The organism is Pandoraea pneumonica (genome assembly GCF_049918595.1).
Classification (GTDB): Bacteria; Pseudomonadota; Gammaproteobacteria; order Burkholderiales; family Burkholderiaceae; genus Pandoraea; species Pandoraea pneumonica_A.
The window spans coordinates 1,086,242-1,106,763 of record NZ_JBNCRZ010000002.1 but is presented as its reverse complement, the minus strand read 5'-3'; the positions used below and the strand labels follow the sequence as shown (position 1 = coordinate 1,106,763).

General features: G+C 62.4%; 15 protein-coding genes. 4 read left to right on the top strand and 11 right to left on the bottom strand.

Annotated features, from left to right (window positions below; translation table 11 throughout):
* Position 1 precedes the first annotated feature (1 nt).
* The 6 genes from ACPWR9_RS11445 to ACPWR9_RS11420 form a co-directional block, all read right to left on the bottom strand.
* On the bottom strand, positions 2 to 970 hold the full coding sequence (locus ACPWR9_RS11445; protein ID WP_426296833.1) for an AAA family ATPase: 969 nt from the start codon (positions 968 to 970) through the stop codon (positions 2 to 4).
* Positions 967 to 3,540, bottom strand: a complete 2,574-nt coding sequence (locus ACPWR9_RS11440; protein WP_426297947.1) for a fused MFS/spermidine synthase — start codon at positions 3,538 to 3,540, stop codon at positions 967 to 969. Before ACPWR9_RS11440 ends, ACPWR9_RS11445 begins: the two co-directional genes overlap by 4 nt.
* A gap of 162 nt (positions 3,541 to 3,702) precedes the next feature.
* Positions 3,703 to 5,475 carry an arylsulfatase gene (locus tag ACPWR9_RS11435; RefSeq protein WP_426296834.1) on the bottom strand — a complete coding sequence of 591 codons (1,773 nt, stop codon included), beginning with the start codon at positions 5,473 to 5,475 and terminating at the stop codon, positions 3,703 to 3,705.
* A gap of 120 nt (positions 5,476 to 5,595) precedes the next feature.
* Complete coding sequence (locus ACPWR9_RS11430; RefSeq protein ID WP_426297949.1) at positions 5,596 to 6,708, bottom strand: formylglycine-generating enzyme family protein; 1,113 nt, start codon at positions 6,706 to 6,708, stop codon at positions 5,596 to 5,598.
* 298 nt (positions 6,709 to 7,006) lie between these two features.
* Complete coding sequence (locus ACPWR9_RS11425; RefSeq protein ID WP_426296835.1) at positions 7,007 to 8,131, bottom strand: HAD family hydrolase; 1,125 nt, start codon at positions 8,129 to 8,131, stop codon at positions 7,007 to 7,009.
* A gap of 114 nt (positions 8,132 to 8,245) precedes the next feature.
* Positions 8,246 to 10,231: an alkyl/aryl-sulfatase gene (locus ACPWR9_RS11420; protein WP_426311975.1), complete on the bottom strand. Its 1,986-nt coding sequence runs from the start codon at positions 10,229 to 10,231 to the stop codon at positions 8,246 to 8,248.
* 355 nt (positions 10,232 to 10,586) lie between these two features.
* On the opposite strand from ACPWR9_RS11420, the gene ACPWR9_RS11415 reads away from it, so the two are divergent.
* On the top strand, positions 10,587 to 11,210 hold the full coding sequence (locus ACPWR9_RS11415) for a response regulator transcription factor (protein ID WP_426296837.1): 624 nt from the start codon (positions 10,587 to 10,589) through the stop codon (positions 11,208 to 11,210).
* Positions 11,207 to 13,123, top strand: a complete 1,917-nt coding sequence (locus ACPWR9_RS11410) for a sensor histidine kinase (RefSeq protein ID WP_426296838.1) — start codon at positions 11,207 to 11,209, stop codon at positions 13,121 to 13,123. The genes ACPWR9_RS11415 and ACPWR9_RS11410 overlap by 4 nt, the downstream gene beginning before the upstream one ends.
* 61 nt (positions 13,124 to 13,184) lie before the next feature.
* Here ACPWR9_RS11410 and ACPWR9_RS11405 read toward each other — a convergent pair whose 3' ends face one another.
* A complete protein-coding gene (locus ACPWR9_RS11405; protein ID WP_426296839.1) occupies positions 13,185 to 13,697 on the bottom strand; it encodes a hypothetical protein in 513 nt (170 codons plus the stop codon).
* Positions 13,698 to 13,701: 4 nt separating this feature from the next.
* Positions 13,702 to 14,496: a DUF2092 domain-containing protein gene (locus ACPWR9_RS11400; RefSeq protein ID WP_426330726.1), complete on the bottom strand. Its 795-nt coding sequence runs from the start codon at positions 14,494 to 14,496 to the stop codon at positions 13,702 to 13,704.
* A 229-nt stretch (positions 14,497 to 14,725) separates the two neighbouring features.
* Between ACPWR9_RS11400 and ACPWR9_RS11395 the strand changes: the two genes are divergently transcribed.
* Entirely contained in the window at positions 14,726 to 15,097 is a 372-nt protein-coding gene (locus ACPWR9_RS11395; RefSeq protein WP_426296841.1) for a response regulator, read from the top strand.
* Positions 15,098 to 15,119: 22 nt separating this feature from the next.
* Here the strand turns inward: ACPWR9_RS11395 and ACPWR9_RS11390 are convergent, their stop codons facing one another.
* On the bottom strand, positions 15,120 to 16,532 hold the full coding sequence (locus ACPWR9_RS11390; RefSeq protein ID WP_426296842.1) for a DUF2252 domain-containing protein: 1,413 nt from the start codon (positions 16,530 to 16,532) through the stop codon (positions 15,120 to 15,122).
* The gene (locus ACPWR9_RS11385) at positions 16,517 to 18,067 is read right to left on the bottom strand and encodes a sensor domain-containing diguanylate cyclase (RefSeq protein ID WP_426296843.1); all 1,551 of its coding nucleotides are present in this window, start codon (positions 18,065 to 18,067) and stop codon (positions 16,517 to 16,519) included. Before ACPWR9_RS11385 ends, ACPWR9_RS11390 begins: the two co-directional genes overlap by 16 nt.
* A 258-nt stretch (positions 18,068 to 18,325) precedes the next feature.
* Here ACPWR9_RS11385 and ACPWR9_RS11380 point away from each other — a divergent pair, with 258 nt between their 5' ends.
* On the top strand, positions 18,326 to 19,261 hold the full coding sequence (locus ACPWR9_RS11380) for a hypothetical protein (RefSeq protein WP_426296844.1): 936 nt from the start codon (positions 18,326 to 18,328) through the stop codon (positions 19,259 to 19,261).
* Between the two features lie 18 nt (positions 19,262 to 19,279).
* On the opposite strand, the gene ACPWR9_RS11375 is transcribed toward ACPWR9_RS11380, so the two are convergent.
* Positions 19,280 to 20,491: a hypothetical protein gene (locus tag ACPWR9_RS11375; RefSeq protein ID WP_426296845.1), complete on the bottom strand. Its 1,212-nt coding sequence runs from the start codon at positions 20,489 to 20,491 to the stop codon at positions 19,280 to 19,282.
* Positions 20,492 to 20,522: the final 31 nt, after the last annotated feature.

Genomic DNA, 20,522 nt, shown 5'->3' with positions numbered 1-20,522 from the left:
ATCAGGCGACCGCGACCCGCTCGACGAGCCGGTCGATCGCGGTGTCGGCGTTGATGCCTGCGGCGTGCGCCTCGTACGAGAGGATCAGGCGATGACGGAACACGTCGTGCACGATGGCTTGCACGTCCTCGGGTGTCACATAATCGCGGCCCCGCAGCCACGCATAGGCGCGCGCCACCTTGTCCAGTCCGATGGCACCGCGCGGGCTGACCCCGACCTGAATCCATCGGCCAAGTTCGTCGTCCAGTGTGCTGGCGACGCGCGTCGCCTGCACCAGCGCAACGAGGTAACGCTCGACCGGGTCACTCACATGGATCTCATGGATTTCGCTGCGCGCGCCCAAAATGACCGCCGGGGCGAGCCGCAGTGTATTGGCCGAACCCGACACTTCACCCTCTTCCGAGCGCGCCAGCCGAACGATCGCTTGCTCGGCGTCCTGCTGCGGATAGCTCACGCTGACGTGCATGAGAAAGCGGTCCATCTGCGCTTCGGGCAACGGATAGGTGCCCTCTTGTTCGATCGGGTTCTGCGTCGCCATCACGAGAAATAACGGATCGAGCTTGTGCGTCACCCCACCTACGGTGACCTGTCGCTCCTCCATCGCTTCGAGCAGCGCGGCCTGCACTTTGGCTGGTGAACGGTTAACTTCGTCGGCGAGTACGAGATTGGCGAAGATAGGACCGGCCTGAAACCGGAACTCGCCTTTGCCGCCTTCCGAGAAATAGACCTCCGAGCCGGTGATGTCCGAGGGCAGCAGGTCCGGCGTGAACTGAATGCGCGAGAGGCGTGCATCGAGATGCCGTGCCAGCACCTTGATCGCGCGCGTCTTGGCCAGACCGGGCAGCCCTTCAACCAGCAGGTGCCCGTTGGCAAGCATGCCGAGCAGCAGCCGTTCGATCATGGCCTTCTGCCCGACGATGGCTTCCCCCATCGCTTGCTCGAGCGCGAGAACGTCGTCGTGATAGCTCATGTGCCGGTGCTCTTCGAGGAAGGTGTCTGACGCTCAGCCGGGCGCTGTACCGAGCGGCCGATGAACCACGCGTAATACGGGTTCTCAGGATCGGCCCCCACGGCGGCCGCGATATGTTCCGCCCACGCCTGACGATCACCACGATAGGCGTCGAGCCCTGCGCGGTAGAACGTGTGGAGCACTTCCCGTTCCGCCCGGATGCTGCGCCACATCGCGTCATCCGCCCCGCGCAACGGCGGCTCGTTTTGCAGCGCCATGAGATTGGTCAGCGTCTGGGGAAAGGCGTCGCGCTTCACCCATCCGGCGTATTCGATACGCGGACGGTCGTCGGTCACTGGCAGTGCATCGGCGGCGTACCATTCCAGCCCGGCCCGATCGGTCACCCAAGTGGCGAGCAATGCTTCGGCCGAGCGCACGCCAACCGCCTGAAGGGCGTCTCGCGTCTTCGGGTCGGCAAATCGGCGCTGAATGCGCTGCACGTCGAGATCCAAAGGCGTGAGAGAACCGATCAGCATGGTTTCGTGCAACTCGGTGGTCCAAAGCGAGGCATAGGGAAACACGTCGAGGAAGCTACGTACAAGTGAGCGCGTGTCTTCGTCGTTCTGCGTGGGCAGCGGCAGCCACTGCGCGACCAGCCCGCCGGGTTGCAGACGTTTGGCGGCCAGACGGTAGAAGTCTGTCGAATACAGACTCGCAACCCCGGCGGCGGACGGCGGCGGCGGCTCCAGCGTAATCAGGTCGTAGGTCTGCTGGCTTTGCAGCAACTCGCGGCGGCCGTCACGCAGTCGAATATCGACACGCTTACTGGACGCTACGTCGAAGTTGCCAGAGAAGTTAGGCGCCGCGCGAGCCACCGCAGGCAGCAGCTCAGCGACGACACGGTACTGGAGCCCCGGGTAGGCCAACATGGCGCCCGCCGTGATACCGGTGCCCAAACCGATCACCAGCGCGGACTTCGGCTCCCCGTTGTGCACGATCAACGGGAGCAACGTCTGCAACCGCATGTAGCGCAGCGACGTCATTGCGTCGCCCGAATTGGAAACGCCTTGAATGTAGAGGCGACGGAAGGTGTTGGACGACGAGCGCTGTTCGAGCACGGCCACCGTGGCCCCTCTTCCCTCTTCGTAAAACACGGCGTCGCCGCCTCGCGACTGGGTGAGTAGCGAAGCAAAGCGTTCGGGCGAGGCGCCCAGCGATGCCACGACGACGGCTGCCGTGAGTCCGGGCACGAGCCAGCGTGAACGCGTGCGCGTGCCTGGGCCCCGCCACACGGCCAGCAACCCGATGGCGCACGCGCTACCGGCCAACACGGCGAGCGTACGAACCAGCCCGATCGAGGGCACCAGCACAAACCCGGCCACCGCTGAACCGGCAATGCCGCCGACGGTGTTCCACGCCACGACGCGCCCGACATCCGTTCCGACACGGGTGCGGTCGACACCGATGCGAAGCACAAACGGAAAGGCCGCACCGAGCAGCAGCGTGGGGACGAACACCACGCAGGCAGCCGCGAGCGCGAAGCTCGCATACATGGCCCATGAGGTCTGCGACGTCGCTGCCAGCACCCACGCTTGAAGTGCCAGTTGCGTGCGCATGAGCCATCCACCGAGCAGAACGATCTCCAACAACGCGACAAGTCCGGCGGCGCTTACCAGCGCGCCAAACACGCTCCACGGATCTCGCACACGGTCGGCATAGCGGGCCGCAACAGCGCTTCCTAACGCCAAACCCGCAAGGTAAGTCGCGAGCACCACCGAAAACGCGAAGGTGCGCGTGCTCATGAACTGCACGATGCTTTGCGACCAGACGACTTCGTAACCCAACGCGATGCCACCGGCAACGGCATATAGGGCGAGCGCGAGGCGCGCTTGGCTGTTGGTGGTTTCGGTCGTTACCGGGTCAATCGCGACGTTAGGCACGGTCGAGCGCTCTTGTTCACCGGTGAAGCGAGGCGAAAGTCGCCATGCCAGCAAAGCGGCGAGGCCGTTCAAACCGCCCGCCACCAACGCGCTGCCAGTCATGCCGAGCGAAGGAATCAAGACGAAGCCGACGAGCAGCGTGCCGACGATGGCGCCGACGGTGTTCGCTGCGTAACAGCGTCCGCCAGTGCGCCCGATCCCGTGCGCCGGTGCCGCGACCAACCGCATGATGACCGGCAACGTGCCCCCCATGCCGATGGCCGGGACGATGACCAATGCGAGCGGCAGCCCCCACGCAAGTGCGCCAAGATGGGCGTCCATCCATGCAAAGGGTGCTGCGGCATACGGGAGCGCGAAGGTCGCGGCCACACCCAGCAGCAGCACGGCGCATTCGAGTTGCGCGTACAGCCGCAGCGGATTCGGCAAACGGTCGGCAACCTTGCCGAAGTACCACCCGCCGAGGGCTAAACCGCCGAAGAAAGCCCCCACCACGAGCGCCACTGCGTGAACGTCCACGCCGACGACGAGGGAGAGCTGCCGAATCCAGACAATTTGATAGATCAGTCCGGCCGCGCCGGAAATGAACAGCAGCGTCGCCGCGACCAGTGTCGCGTTAAGCCAGCTAAAGCGGCTTCGTTCGCGTGAGCGCACCGCCGCCTTCGACACGGCTTTCGATGCTTTTGACGAGCTAGACAACGAAGGGCTTGCCGGGGTGCTTCGCATAGGTCTGCCTTGGTAGAGCGGCGGACGACCGAGGCAATCGGCCGTCCGCCCGGGAACGACAAAGTGATGCGTTGCTTGACGTCTACCGCACTACTTCGATGTCTTCTTGCTCATCGCCGCGGCGATTTGCTTGTCGACCTGCTCGCGCACCTGATCGATGCTGAAGCTAGCTGGACGCTGGCTCGGCGGATAGTCGACGAACGTTTGCAGGAACGCGCTGGCCTTGGCGGTGCCGAGGAACGCCAGATAGTCGTTCTTCGTGAGCCAATCGTCGTATTGATTGGACACGACGTCAGCGCGTTCGTACGGGTCCATTCGCAGGTTAAAGATCTTCGGCACCCGCAGGCACGTGAACGGCTCTTGCCAGACAGCGAACCCGCCCGGGGCCTTCATCTCGCAATAGACCAGCTTCCAGTCGCCAAAGCGCATCGCCACGAGCACGCCGTCGTCGTTGAAATAGTAGAACTCGTCACGCGCGCCCTTCTTCGTCTGGCCCGTGAGATACGGCAACTGGTTGTAGCCGTCCAAATGGACCTTGAACGACGTGCTGCCCACCGACGATCCCTTGAGCAGCTTGTCCTTGATGCCCGTGTCGCCGGCAGCGGCCACCAGTGTTGGGAACCAGTCCAGACCAGAGAACATTTCGTTGCTGACCGAACCTGGCTTGATCTTGCCCGGCCAACGCACGATCGCAGGCACGCGGAACGCCCCTTCCCAGTTCGAGTCCTTTTCGCTGCGGAACGGGGTCGTCGCCGCATCGGGCCAGGAGAACTGGTTCGGACCGTTGTCGGTCGTGTACACCACGATGGTGTTATCCGCAATCTTCAGATCGTCGAGCGTCTTGAGCAGCTTGCCGACGTCGCCGTCGTGCTCGAGCATCCCGTCGGCGTATTCATTGCCGGGCATGCCGCTCTGTCCTTTCATCGAATCGCGCACGTGGGTGTACATGTGCATACGCGTGGTGTTCATCCAGACGAAGAACGGCTTGTTCGCCTGCACCTGCTTCGTAATGAAGTTTTGTGCGGCGGCCGTCGTCTCGTCGTCGATGGTCTCCATGCGCTTGGTAGTCAGCGGGCCGGTATCTTCGATCTTCCCGTCCGCGGTGCTGTGCAGCACACCGCGTGGCGTCATGGCCTTGACCATCGGGTCGTTCTTGTCCTTCGGCCAGTACGGACGCTGCGGTTCCTCCTCGGCGTTGAGGTGATACAGGTTGCCGAAGAACTCGTCGAAGCCGTGTTTGGTCGGCAGGTATTCGTCACGGTCGCCAAGGTGGTTCTTACCGAACTGCCCGGTGGCATAGCCCATCGACTTGAGCACCTGTGCCATGGTGACGTCACGGTCCTGCAACCCGACGGGGGCGCCTGGCACACCCACCTTCGACAAGCCGGTGCGCAGCGGCGACTGGCCCGTAATGAACGACGAACGTCCCGCCGTACAGCTGTTTTCCGCGTAGTAGTCGGTGAACATCATCCCTTCGCGGGCGATCCGGTCGATGTTCGGCGTGCGGTAGCCCACCAGCCCCATGCTGTACGCGCTGATATTCGTCTGGCCGATATCGTCGCCGAAGATCACGAGAATATTCGGCTTAGCGCCGTTGTTGCTGGCCGTGGTGGTCGCGGCACTCGCGTCGGATGCCTGCCCGGACGCCGCTGGCAGATTCGATTCGGCAGGCGGTTGGGCCGGTGTCGCATTGGCGTTCGCCGAGGTGTCAGGTGCCGCAGCAGGTGCTGGGGCCGCCGATGTTTGAGGCGCTTGGGTCTTCTGTTCATCCGACTTTCCGCACCCTGCCAGCACTGCGACTGCCAGCGCCAGTATGGCCAGAGTGCCGCGTGGGATACGCGTGCGCTCACTGAAGCTTCGCATAGGAATCATTACCGCCTCCACAGGAGTTGTGGCGGCCGCTGGCCGCCGGATCGTGCTGACTTGCCCGATTTCTTTGGTTCGCAATCGTCTGACCGGTCTGCCTTGCCTGCGATACGCGCGCTAGTTGGCCGAGCCGCCGTTACGGCTTGCCACCGCGGTGCCGCGGCGCACGGCGGCCCACTGCGCGTCGTCCATCACGAGACGGAAGCCCAGATGCGACATGCTGTTATAGGGGTCGGTGCCGCGACGGGCGCTGGGCCGGTAGCTCAGGCAGTAGTCGACGTTGCACAGGAAAGAGCCGCCACGCGTGACGCGCCTCGGGGCGTCCACGGGCACGCCGGGTTCGCTGGGGTCCCATGACGCCGTCGGACCGGCCGGATCGACGATGGCCTGCTTCTGGCCCGCCTCGCGCCGGAATTGATCGGCGCGGTACCAGTCGGCGACCCACTGCCATGCGTTGCCGGTCATGTCGGAGAGCCCGTAGCCGTTCGGGGGGAACGTGCCTACCGGGCTCGTATCTACGGCACCGCCGGCCTTCGGGCTGACCACCGGGAACGGACGGTTCTGCTGACCCTGCCAGACGTTCGCCATCTGCTTGCCGTCGGGGGTGAACTGGTCACCCCATGCGTAGGTGGCTTGCTCCAACCCGCCACGTGCGGCGAACTCCCACTCGGCTTCTGTTGGCAGCCGTTTGCCGACCCACTTGGCATAGGCCTGCGCATCCTCGTACGAAACCTGTACGACAGGGTGATTCTCTTTGCCTGCGATCGAGGTGCGCGGGCCGCCCGGGTGTTGCCAGTCTGCCCCGGGCATGTAGCGCCACCAACGCGAGTAATCCTGCAACGGCACCGGCGCCGACGTGCCCACGAAGACCATGCCGCCCGCCACCATTGCGCTATCAGGCGGACGCGGCGTGCCCGGCGGGAGTTGCACGCGCAAGGTCTCCCAATCCGGTTTGCGTTCTGCCGTGGTGACGTAGCCGGTGGCCTCGACGAACTTACGGAACTCGGCGTTCGTGACGTGGTGCGTGTCCATCCAGAAGCCGTGCACGCGCACTTGATGCGCGGGACGCTCGTTGGCTTGTGCCAGACGGCTGTCGCTGCCCATCAGGAACTGACCGCCCGGGACATGCACCATACCGATCGGACCGCGTACGCCATCGCCAGCGACCACCGTCGGCACGGCGGGTGCCGCAGTGCGAAGTTTCCAGACGGTGCCCGCCGCGACGGCCATGACGACGGCTGCGAGAGCGATGAACTTGCCGTATCGGGGAATGCGCGGCGCGGTGTCGACCTTCGGAGTGCCAGCTTTCTTCGGCGATGGCGACGATCGCGAGGATTTTGCTTTGGGGGCCGATCCACTGCGATTGGCGTCGACATAGGGCTTCATTGCGCACCTCATAGAAAGCGGACGGCTTCATCAGCCCGGTGAAAGCATCATGTTTTCATCACCCGCGTGGCGCAATTGGTGAGAGGGGCAACCGCATTGCCCTTTCGGGCAGTGTCTGCATTCATCGGCGTCATCCGTAGTGCTACTTGTCTTTGGCCGTGGACATTTCAAACGGGAAAACCACCTTCCAGTCCTGTTGCATGCTCACGACGACCCACCCTGCCCGCTTGGCCTGATCCCATGCTTTGTCGAGTTTTGCGGTCTTTGACGCGCGGTCGTAAGCGAACTCGCGCACGCTGTCGTCGTGATGAATCAGCACGCCCAGCGACGGGCCGTCGCCGCTCGTGGTGTACTCGATCATTTCTCTGTCGCCGTCCGAATTGCCGACCGCGAGCACGGGCCGCCGCCCAATCGCCCGGACGATGCTCACCGGTTTGACCGGGCCGTCGTTGTAGACGTCGAAGCCGGGCTTGCGAATCAGAACCGGTTTGCCGTTCGTGGCCTGGTATTGGAGTTTTTCTTCGCTGCCGACGATTCGCTCGCGCGCGATGCCATAGGCGTCGCTCGCCCAGACACGCATGAATTCGGCGGTGCCGCCCGAGACGATCCATATCTGGAAGCCATTCGCCCGCAGCAACGCCAGCAATTCGCGTTGTGGCTGATAGACCAAATCTGTGTAAGCGCGGCCGAACTTGGGGTGCTTCGCTCGCGCCAGCCAATCGCGGATGGCGGCGTCGTACACCTCGGTCGACATACCGCTATTCGCCTCGGCGATCAGGGCGAACGCGTCCTTTTGGTTGGCGGCGAGCGCTGCGGCGTCGTTGGTCATCAACGCTTTGTAGGCCGGGCGCTTTTTCCACTCGGGATGGTCCGGTGCGGCCGCCTTCACCTGATCGATCATGAAGATCAACTGAAACGGTATGGGCTGCTCACTCCATAGCGTGCCGTCGTTATCGAACACGGCAATGCGCGATTCGACCGGCAGAAAGGCAGGCCCACCCACACGGGTGACGTCGCTCACGAACTTGAGGATGGCGTCACGCGAGGCACCATCGCGCCACGACGGCAGCGATGCCGCCACGGGTTCGACCGGTGACACCGGGGCAACCGAGCGCACTTCCGGCGGCGCGGTGCTCGTCGCGACGTCGGGTGGCGGGGCGGCGCTCTGCGTTGCACAACCTGCGAGCGCGATGACGAGCCAGCCCGCCGCCACGGTTGCCGCGAGGGTGCTGTGCCGTGCGAGTGCACTACGGGAGAGAGTCACCATGGCGAGTTTCCTTGGGGATGACGTTTGTCGAAGCCTTCGGACAGATAAAAAAGCCCGTATGCGGAGTCGCACACGGGCACCGGAGACACACTACGCATCAGAACTCGTCATCGATCAGGGTTCAGCGATCGTGAACCAGAAGTCGAACTTGTCATACAGGCCGAGCATTTCCTTGAACTTCGCCCGGTCGCCGTCGAACTGCACCTGCCCGCTGTCGGCGAGGTTGCCCAGCTTGAGCTTGCCCAGTGCAATGTCGTCGAGCGTCGAACGATTCAGCGTGATATTGGCGTCAGCCTTCTGCAACGTCGCATCCTTGCTGTAGTTCATCACGCCGTTCTTGACCGTCAACGCATACTTTTCCTTCGTGTCCGGGAAGTTGACGTTGAAGGCATAGGCTTTGCCAGCAGCCTTCGGCCCGTTCAGGTGGATGGCGAGGAAGTCCAGGAACATATCGGTGGTCATGCCACGGATGATGTCCGGCGACGAGGTATTGGGCGTTGCGACCTTGTGCACACCACCGCGCAGCTCCTGCGCACCGCTCAGGTAGAAGTTGCGCGCCGGGCCGGATTCGGCCTGATAGCCCAACTGCTCCAGCGACGCCGCTTCGAGGTTGCGGGCGGCCTGATTGGTCGGTTGTGCAAAGACGACCTTGTTCGTCAGTTCCGCTGCCCAGCGATAGTCACCCTTGTCGAAGGCGGCTTTGGCACCCTTGAGCATCTTGTCCGCACCGATCAGGTCCACATAGCGCTTGGCCTCGTCCGTCGGCGCATACGGGTCGAAATTCGCCGGATTGCCGTCCCACCAGCCAAGGTAGAGCTGATACGTGGCGCGCACGTTGTGCTTCAGGTTGCCGTAATAGCCGCGGCTGTAGAACTCCTTGGCCAGCGAGTCCGGTAGCACGAATTTGTCGGCAATCTCGTGCATCGTCATGCCCTGATTGGCCATGCGCAGCGTCTGGTCGTTGATGTAACGATACAGATCGCGCTGCTTTTCCAGATGCTCGACGACACGGTCGTTACCCCATTGCGGCCAATGATGGCTGCTGAATGACACAACGGCGTCATTGCCCCAGAGCCGGATCGTTTCGTCCAAATAGTGCGACCACTTCTGCGCACTGCGGACCTTCGCGCCTCGCAACGTAAGAATGTTGTGGAGCGTGTGGGTGGCATCCTCAGCCAAATCGATGGCTTTGAACTGCGGGAAGTAGAACAGCATTTCCGCAGGCGCTTCGGTGCCCGGTGCCATCTGGAAGACGATGTCTACGCCGTCGATCGTCAGCGTCTCGCCCGTCTTCTTGATGAGCTTGCTGGGTTCGAACAGCGTGATCGTGCCGGCTGCGGTCGTCAGACCGAGGCCGCCGCCGACATTGCCTTTCGGGTCTTTCGGCAGCAGGTTGCCGTACATGTACGAAGCGCGGCGGCTCATCACCGTGCCCGCGAACACGTTTTCGCTGACGGCCTCTTCCATGAACCCTTCTGGTGCAACCAGCGGCACCTTGCCGGAGCGGACATCCTTTTCGTCGACCACACCGCGTACGCCGCCGAAGTGGTCGACGTGGCTATGCGTGAAGATCACGCCGGTGACCGGCAGGTTCTCGACCTTGCTATTGACCAGATCGAGTGAGGCCTTCGCCGTTTCGACCGATGTCAGCGGATCGATGACGATCCAGCCCGTTTTCCCTCGCACGAAGGTGATGTTCGCGAGGTCGACGTTACGTACCTGATAAATGCCGTCCACTACCTTGAACAGCCCTTGCGCCGAGAGCAACTGCGACTGCCGCCACAGACTGGGGTTCACCGTTGGCGGCGCCGTGCCTGCCATATCCTTCTTGAGAAAGTCGTACGCCGAGAGGTCGATGACCGTATTGCCTGCGGCGCCCTTCACTACCGGGTTCGGCAATGCTGCGATAAATCCGCGCTGAATGTCCTCGAAATCCTGTTTGTTTGCGAAAGGAAGGAAGTTCAGCAGTTTCTGATTAGCATCGCGCGTCGCTGCCGTCGCGTCGGCAGGCTGTGGCGGAGACGACTGGGCGTGCACCACTGGCCCACTAAGGGTTGCGGCAACTATGGTAAAGACGGCAAACACAGACGTGCGTTTCATCGAACCCTCCGCAAAAACGCTGTATGCGTGATGCAACATTTGAAAAACGTACGGGAGTCATTTTCAACACCGCGGGCGTTTGATGACATAGGGACTTGGGGCAATCATCACGTCCCTTTCGGGCAAATGAAAAGAAAATTGGCTTTACGAAGGAATTCGAAAGTGCTATCAATTTGTCATTGCGGAGAAATCTAGATTTCCCTGAGAAATCATGATGGTTGGTTGAGGAATAGTTATTTAATTGATTTAAGAAAGTAATTTAAATTACCCGCGTCGGAATTATTCCTACAAGTCGACCGGACATTGATCGCACCGGGGGAGTTTTTTAACGAATCGCGTACTACGCGGACATGCCATGAACGCAAGTCGTGAATCGGTGGTGCACGTCGTTGACGACGACGCCTCCCTGCGCACAGCGCTCACGCGCCTGTTGAGCGCATCGGGTTATGACACGAAGGAATATGCGTCTGCGGGAGAGTTTCTGGTCAGCGAGCCAGATGAACGTCCGGGGTGCGTGCTATTGGATCTGGAACTTGGCGGACCTAGCGGTCTCGACTTGCAGCGCGCCTTGCGCCGTCAGACACCCGCCTTGCCGGTTGTCTTTATGAGCGGTTATGGCGACGTTGCGCGTTCGGTCGAGGCGATGAAGGCGGGTGCCGTGGACTTTCTCATCAAGCCGTTCGGGCGCGACTCGCTGGTCGGTGCCGTGGAAACGGCACTGAGTCTCGTGCAGAAACCGTCGTCTGCCCCTGCGGCCGATTTGACGGAGTCGGCGCTCAGCGGTAGAGAGCAGGTGGTGTTGCAAGGCATTGCCAGGGGACTGCGCAATAAGCAGATCGCCGCCGAACTGGGCCTATGCGAACGGACGATTAAAACGTGCCGGGCCGAGCTCATGCGCAAGTTCAGCGCCACGTCGCTGGCCGAACTGATTCGCAACGCCGATAAACAAACGCCATCCGCTGTTGCACAGATGTCGTGAGCGGTAGATTCACACGCCAGCTCAGAGGCGCCGTCGCGCTAGCGGTATTCGCTGTATACGGTCTCGTCGCGCCCGAAGCCAGCAGTGCCGAGCCGCCCAGAGTCGTACTGCTCACGGGCGGCGATCCCATGCAGGCGGCGGTGTTGATGCAAACACAGGCGATACGCAACGTGTTGAACAACGCGTTGCCGCTTGGTGCCGAGACGTTTCTCGATAGTGTGGACGGCCACCGCTTCAGCGTCGAGCTTCTGACGCCGGAGCTTTTTGCGTTGCTGCGCAAGAAATACGAAGGTCAGCACATCGACCTCGTGATCGCCATCGGCAACTACGCCGCGGAATTCGCGCGTGCGCACCACGACGCTATCTGGCCGGGCACGCCCGTCATTGTGACGAGTGTGCCGGAGGCGTGGCTGGCGATGAACGGGGCGTTCCCGTCGACGTTCGTCGTGATCCCCTACCGCATCGAGATCGAGAAAACGCTCGCCATTGCGCAAAGGCTTCAGCCGGACGCGACCCGTTTAATCGTCATCGGCGGGAGTGCTGCGCTCGATCGGCACTTCTCGGATGAAATTGTCGAAGCGGCACAAATGGGCGACAGAAAGTGGGGGGCCATCGAGCGATGGGAGGGGTTGCCGGTGCCGGAGCTGCGCAGTCGGCTGGCCAAGCTCGATAAGCGCGAGAGTGCCGTGCTCTACGGCACCCAGTACCTGGATCGCGACGGCCGCCGTTACTTTCCCTTCGAAGTCGTCAACAAGATTGCGAACGACGCGCCAGTGCCCATCTATGGCTGGTATGCGAACTATCTGATTCACGGCGCCGCGGCTGGCGCGGTGTACGACATGGAAGAGAACGGCCGTATGACCGGGGCGATTGCCGCACGGATGCTCTCGGGCGACAAGTCTCGGCACGCCGACATGACAGGGCCAATGCTACCGGCGCGATGTATGGCCAATATCGCCGTCCTCAAACGTCTGGGCATCTCCGAACGCTCGCTAGGCCCTGACTGTAAGTGGCTCAATGCGCCGCTTCCCCCGTACCGGGAGTACTGGAAGGAAATTGCGGTCATTCTGTTCGTGATCGGCGCGCAGGGATTCACCATTTTTGCCATGCTCAGGCAGCGACGCGAACGGCGTGCCGCCGAGCGGGAGGCCGCGACACGCCGGGCCGATCTCACGCGCGCCTCACGTATCGCGACGGTCGGCGAACTTAGCGCTTCCATTGCCCATGAGGTCGGCCAGCCACTCGGTGCGATTCTCAGCAATGTCGATGCCGCCGACCTCATGATGCAAAGTGCGGGACACAACGACCCGGAGCTTCAAGAGATATTGAGCGACGTCAGACGCGACGCCTTGCGTGCCAACGACGTCATCGTGCGCTTGCGCACGCTGCTGCAAAAGCAGGCCATTACGTTCACCCCTGTCGTCTTCGACGCCGTGCTCGAACGGGCGACTGCGCTCGTACGACCTGAAGCTCGCCGTCGCGGTATCGTCTTGCGCACGGCTTTCGGCACGCACGACGCCGAGGTGTTGGCCGATCAGGTGCAGTTGCAGCAAGTGCTGCTCAACCTGGCGATCAATGCGATGGATGCGATGGAAAATGCCGAGCAGAAAGATCGCGAACTCACCATTAGCACGCGTGCTGCTGACGACGGCGTGGAACTGGTGGTCGCTGATCGTGGCATTGGCATTGCTGAGGAGAACTTCGAGCAGCTATTCGAGGCTTTCTACACGACGAAAGAGCGTGGTACGGGCCTCGGCCTGTCGATTGTGCGCTCCATTGCAGAGGCGCATCGCGGCAGCGTGGCCGCACGCAATAGAACCGGCAAGGGCACCGAATTCGTTCTCTGGCTGCCGCTGGCACCGGCGATGCCGGAGCCGGTGCATCGCCGCCTGAGTGAGGAAGCGAGCGCCTGATGCGGCGGCAAAGCGAGATAACACCGCCCTGCCCTCAGACGCTCGCATTCTCGTTGCCGCCTTAATACGGGGCGGTAACCACCACGAACTGGCTGCCCTGCGGTTGATACCACGTACTGCCGCACTGCTGGTAGATCATGCCCCGATAGTTCACCGGCACGCAGTTGGCAGGTACCGAGCGCACGATCGAGCCAACCACCGCCGACGTCACAGCCACCGTAGCCGTCACTGCTGCTGCGGTGGCGATCGGGTGATAGTCGTCGTCCCAGCCACCGTGATAGCCGCCGTGATTATCGACGTTGACGTTCACGTTTTTGTTGACGTTGACGTTGTTCGAGCTGGTGTTACGCACGTTACGCGTACGGGAATCGGGCTGCCGGTTACCGGCGTTAGGACGCTGTGCGGCGTGCTGCCCCGCGTTTTGCGCGCGTGCGTGTCCACCACCGCCACCGCCATGCCCGCCGCCACCGCCGCCCCGGCCGACGGCCATCGAGGGCGACATGACGGCGATAGACGCACCGAGTACCGTTGCTGCCACGCAAACGCTCAGCCAAGGGGAGAATCGATTCGTCATGTTGTCACCCCTTGTTGGCAGGAATCTGAACCGCTTCGATCTTCTTCGCACCTGCCGGTGGTTTGAACTCGAAGGTCGCAGGGTTGATCGGAGCGCCCGTCTGCCACGTCACGAGAGACACCGACTGTGGGCGAGCATCGTCATCGGTACGCGTAATGACAACCTTGCGCGGTAACGGCTTATCGCCACTGGTGATCCAGATTTGCCAGTCGACACCGGCTTGCCGGTAGGCGTAGTGGTCACACAGATCGTTGCCCACGTAGTCTTGCCCCGCGTACATCGCCGAGTTGAACTCCGGCGTCTTGGCCTCTGCGTTTCCCCAAAGGAACATGTCGGCCAGGGGTAACTCCACCCCGTAGCGCGAGCGCAATTCACCGATCAACTGCGCCAGTGTCCCGTGATAGGGAACGCTGGAGTAGTACTTCTGTGCAGGCGAATACAAGGTCGCGGTCTTGCCGTCGTAGATGATCTCGCGCTCGTTGCGCGCGCTTTTCATGACAGCGCGGATATGGTCGGGACGGTCGACATCGAGCGTAGCGCGCGCGCTGTGCTGGAGTTTCTGTCCGTCGGCGAGTACGCGCTCGCCCGTGAGATCCGTGGTGACACGAAATCGCTTGAGCGTTTGCAGATAAGTCCCCATCGTGTGCAGTGCCTGCACCGCTTCGGGGTCCACGCTATCGGCTGGCGCGGCTTGCGCGGCAGGAGCGCTCGCTGGCGCACCTTGCGCCCACGCGCTCGTCACTGTCGACGCCGCGCCTGTCGTGAGCAGCATCAAAACGGCTAACGCCTGTCGTCTCATCGTTGTGCCTCGATTCAAGGGGATGTCCATGGCGGGAAGGTACCGGGAGGCATCAACATGAGAAGCGCAATGCGCTGCCGGCACCTTGGATTCAATGTAGCGGGCCTGCTTGGCGAAGCAAAGACCATTGCCCCAAATTGCCCGATGGGGAACCGGCGTTGCCCCAACTCCCGATGGCGGTTCGCGTGGAATCCAAAGAAGAATGCAGCCATATGGACACGGGCATTTCATGACCACTTCAAAGAATCTCATCGCGATTCTGGAGGACGACACAGGGATGCGTCGCGCGGTCGAGCGGCTGCTCAATATCTCGGGCTACCGCACGTGTTCGTTTGCCAGCACCGATGAGATGGGCGTGGTCGAGTCCGTCACGATCGCCTATTGCATGGTGGTCGACGTGGAGTTACCGGGGGCGTCCGGGCCAGCGTTCTACGAGGCGTTGGCGCAGCCCCGCCCGCCGGTGGTGTTCGTCACGGCCCACGACAGCGAAAAAACGCGAGCCGCCGTGCTTCGCGTGGGCGCCAGCGAGTTGCTGACCAAACCCTTTCTAGGCCGCGACCTGCTCGACGCGATCGAACGCGCGACGCGGGTCGCGCATTGACCCGCCCGCGTGCGTGGCACGGCTAAACGCGAAAGTCGGCGGCCATGTCCTCATCGCTACGTGCCACGAGCTTGCCGGAGCGGCAGGCGCGCATAAAGGCGTCGTAGTCTTTATTGTTCTGCACCGCGTAAGCCAGTGCGTAGTCCGTCATGGCGTCCGCCAGGCGCTTCCCATCCCCGATGTAGGACGAAATCTCCAGGGCAAGCCCACCCGACTTCGCGTGAGCGCGTGCGAGCGTCCAACCGCATAACCGGGCATAGCCCTGCAAGATGGTGTCGCTCATGCGCTCGACTTCGGCCGAGATCTTCATGTCGCGCAATTGCCGGAAATAGAAGTGCCGCCCGTTCGGCCCGGTTGTCCAACCAAGGAACGCGTCGCTGGCCGCTTGCAACAGCCGCTGTCCCGCCACGACGCGCAATCCCTGTTGATGCACCTTGCCAGTGGGGAAGTACCGGGAGATGACCGACTCGCGTGCTTCTTTGACTTGCAGAAACAACGGCTTACCGTGCACATCGACAAACAGCATCACGAGACAGAACGTGCCGACGCTGCCGACGCCGACGACCTTGAATGCGATGTCCTGAAGCTGGAACTGCTCGATCAACGCGCGCCGATCCACTGGGAGCGTACCGACATATTCGTTGAATGCCTGTGCCAGCTTGCCTTGCCAGGCTTCGGTGTTCGACCAGGCATGCGCATTGCCCAATAAGGAGTTCGGTCCGGCGGGATGAAACAGTGCGGGCGGCGCATCCTGAATGACCCATCTGTCGTTCTCTCGCTTTGCCATCTTGTCGAGCATCGCTTCGTGCGAGCGGCCGGCGGCTTTCTCGGCTGCCTTGCGAATCATGCGACGCCCTTCTGCGGTGACGGCGGCCTCGGTCATGCGCTCGAACGTGACGATCTCGTGCCAGAGATCGAGCGCGCTATAGTCGGCGTACTCTTGCATGCGTTTGCCGTACTCGAGCACCGCCGTGGCGACGATATCGCGGATCGTGCCGCGATCGACGCTCATGTGTTCCCCGGCGATCGCAAAGCTCGCCACGAGCCGCTTCAGGTCCCATTCCCAAGGCCCCGGCGCCACCTCGTCGAAATCGTTGAGATCGAAGACCAACTGGCGCTCGGGCGTGGCGAAACCGCCAAAGTTCATCAGGTGCGCGTCGCCGCAGATGGGAAAGGTGAAGCCCGTCGTCGTGGTTCTGGCGAGATCGTGCGCCTGAAGCACCGCGCTGCCCCGGTAGAACGTGAACGGCGATACGCCCATTCGGCCATACCGCAACGGCACGAGGTTTTCGACCCGCCCGGCACTGTTCTGACGTAACAGCGCGACCGGATCGCGATCGACATTCCCCATGTCGGACTGCTTCGAACGAGGCGCCCGTTCGCGGGCCAGTTTTCCTGCGGCTTTGCGTTGGTCTAGCGTCATATCGCCGGGCATGGGTCACCTCCTGAATTTGCGTGAATATGGACGCGATCGCGCCCTTCGTGCTTGGCTGCATAAAGCGCTTCATCGGCCGCTTGCAGCAACCGCTCGGGCGTCCCCGTCGGAACAGGGCCGGTCCCCGCGACGCCGATGCTCACGGTGACATGCCTGTGCTGGCTATCCTCATGCGCAATGGCCGCGGCATGCACTGCCGTGCGTACCCGCTCGGCGACATCGCGGGCGCCCATGGCGTCGGTGTTGGGCAGCACCACCATGAACTCCTCACCGCCGTAACGCCCGGCAAAGTCGCCGGGGCGCCGGATCGAATGCGTGATCGCGCCCGCGACGGCAATCAGCGCATCGTCGCCTGCCGGGTGACCGTAGCGATCGTTGAATTGCTTGAAGTGGTCGACGTCGATGAACAGTAATGACAGCGCCGTGCGCTCGCGCAACGCACGCCGCCATTCCCTGTCGTAGGCTTCGTCCAACGTTCGCCGATTGGCTAGCCCCGTGAGCGGATCCGTACTCGCCATGCGCTGCAATGCGGTCTCGGCGACCTGTCGACGCTGGCGCTGGCGGCGCAGCAGGACAGCAAGGATCAGGCACGACACCCCGAGCGTCGCGGTCATGGCGGCGACCCAATACGCCCGCTTACGCCATTCGGCATAGATGTCGCTCTTCGGGGCGCGAATGTCGACCGTCAGCGGCAACCCCTCGATGGATTGCCGAACATAGAGGAAATCGCCGTCGGCACCCGCGCTCGCCCCGGCTTGCGAGGACGTCGCGGGAAGTGCCGGTATCGCCGATGGGGCGGCGTCGCGTGGCGCGCTCCCGCTCACAGGGTTTGAGGTGACAAGCACTGCACCGTCGTTGCGCAAGAGTGACAGCACGCCATGCTCGCCGGGCGTCAGATCCGCAAAGAGACGGGTGAAATAGCGGGCGTCGATCGTGACGATGCCGACCCCGGCAAAAGCGCCATCGTCGCGGTGAATGCTTTGCGCCAGCATCAGGCCGTTGGTCTCCCCGGTGGCGGCTGGGCAAAGTGCCGTCGACGTGGAGACCGACAGGCCGCTAGCGTGGCTTTGCTTGTGGGCGTCGACGATCCGTTGAACGAGCGGCAGGTCGAGACACGCCGTCGAGGGCAATGCTTCGAAAACTGCTTCGCCCATCTCATTGACAATGACGGCCTGTGCGTCGGTCGGGGGGTCTGCGCTGGACGACGGCGCTGCCTGCGCGTATGCGCGAAACCGCTCAAGGCAGTTCGAGAGCTGCTGACTTGGATCCGACCGTCCGGCGACCGCCAGCGCATCAAGCGCGCGCGTACACGCCGAAAGGTCGTCACCGGCCACGCGCGCGGCAAGCAGCGCCACACGCTGGTTCGCTTCGCGGGCGTCGTCTCGTACGGCGACACGGCCTTCATAGAGCAAAGCCGTGCGCACCCCGATCATGATGATCGCCGCCAAAATGGCTGCCACGAGCGTCAAGCCGAGCGCGCCGAACCATGCGCTCGATGTGGGTGACGACGGTGGTGAAGTATTCGGCGAATTCATGGTCCCGCGGGCCCCTTGGCTGACGCGTCCTCATTCTTTTCGTTATCGGTGCGCGCAGCTATCGGGAGAGTGGGCAAGTCCATTGCCCAGTGGGGCAATCCCGTTGCCCCCGACACTAATGGATCACGCCGGTCGCAGACCCGACAATGTCGCTCGATAGCCGGTCAATCGCGATATCAACGACGTGAGTTGGGTATGTCTGTCAACGGACGCACGAGAACGCAATCCCGTCGCAACGTAGCCCGGCACGTCCGTAGGATGGCGCTGTCGGCAACGCTATCGTGCCTCACTGTGGCGCCACTTACGGTGTTCGCCCAGGCACCGCCGCTCCGTATCGGCGGCGACGTGAAAAGCCATGCCAATAGCGTGCTGGCGATCATGAGCTACACCACGGTGCCCGACGTCACGACCAGTTCGCTGTCGATCAATAACGGCTCCACGGGAAACCCCGGTTTCTGGCAAACGCAGTTGGGCGGCGGTTTCACGCTCAGCCGCTCGTTTCCGCTCTATCTGGAAGGCACGCTGGCTTACAGCCGCTACGACCCGACATTCGTGGCGTCTGACGGCACGGAGCATCGGACCTTGCCGGTGCGCTGGAACACGCTGAGCACCACCGTCGGCGTGGGCTGGGATATTCGCCTGGCCGACGAACTCGTGCTGCGCCCGATTCTCAATGGCAGCATTGGCCGGGTGGCGAGCGATTTGCGCATCGGCGAGACGCTGGTCAATCGTGCGGCCGATCTCAATCTGCAATTCCTCGAGAACGGCGCGTTGAACGCTTACGGACTGGGCGGCTCGCTGATGCTCGATTTCGAACACTATCGCGAGTCGTACGAGATCGACGTGGAGCTGCGCTTGACCGATATCCATCTGCACAGCTTCGGTGGCACGTCGGCGGGTGTTCAGGGCAGCGCTAATGCGCAGCAACTGAGTTTGTGGTCGCGCTGGCGTGCCCCGACCGGCTTGAGAGCGCTCGACCGTCCGGTGCGGTATGTGCTGGAAGCGGCCTACTCTCAGTATTTTGGCGACAGTGCCGGTGTGCTTGGCTTCAACAACCTGACGTCGCTCGGCGTCGGTCTGGAACTCGACAGCAGCAAATATCCGGTCGTGGTGACGCGCACCCGTTTGATGGCCCGCTACGTGTTCGGCCATAACGTGCAAGGGGTGTCGCTCGGCTTTGCGATGAGTTTCTGAGCGGCGCCCCGTTAGCCGTCAAATCAGCGCCTTAGCGACCTTGCCTAATATGGCGGACAGCGGCAACTGCATCGCGGCAACGTAGAGCATCGGTAACGCGGCGGGTATGGCGATCGCCGCCACCGACAGTTTGCTGATCGGAATCGAACGCATATGGACGACAGCGTCGTAAATGGCATGCACATCCGCCACGGGGCCGAGCTCCGGCGCATCCAATATCGCGGGCTCACCGATGTCCCGGCGCAGGATCCAACGTTCGTGCACCAGCCGGTCGTGATGTGCGACAAGACTGCCGTATTCGAACGCGGCACGGCGTTTTAGCTGGGCTAATGGCAAAGCGAGCGGCAGTAGCGGAATCAAAAAGATCACGGAGATCAACACCGCGCTCGCAATGAGGAGCCCCTTCATCTGCATGGCACTCGCGCCGTGATACGCCACTTCATGGGCGAAGGACGAGGCGACGACGGCAGAAATGGCGAACGCCACCGGGCTGAACATAAAGGCCATGCGCTCGACAAAGCTCAGTCCGCCCACACGGTCGGGGTGCGATGGCACCAGCGCCAGCGGGAGCTTGCCAATCCTGAAAAGCAGCATGAAGAGCATGCAAGCACGCCAGAGCCACGCCAGCAGCATGACCGTGAACAGTGGGCGAATGACAAGGATGAACCACCAGCCGCCGAAGCTGATGTCGGCAAGCGTGTCGCCATGATTCATCCACGTCATGTCCTCCGAGCGTCCGACGAGCGCCCCGACGGTCGACCACGCCAGCGTCGCGCCAAAGATCACCACCCAAGGCAAGACACGGTCCCGTATGGCGACAAAACGCGCCAACTGTCGGCGGAACTCGGGAAGTGTCTCCTCGGTGACGATGCCGCAATCGACAAAGTACTTGAGCAGTGGCGGAATCAGGTTTTGCGCGACCCCTTCGGCCACCACCATCAATGGGATCGCGACCAGGCAACGCACGTGGATGCCGAAGTGAGCGGCAAGCGTGTCGTCGCCGCCGTGTAACGGCCGTCCTGTGACCAGCGCCCACACGACGAGCGGCAGCCAGCTAACGCCTGCAAAGATTAACGCGCGTCGCAGTGTCCCCATATTGCCGTCGGGGATCAGTCGCATGCGCCGCTGAAGATGGAAGCCGACGTCGCCATGGACGATCGACACATCGTCGTCCGCCTTTGCGCTGTCGCCCGAGCGATTCGTGCTCGGCACCGGACCGCCTTTTTCCATGAGTGTCTCCTTGCCGGTGCGCACGTCGAAT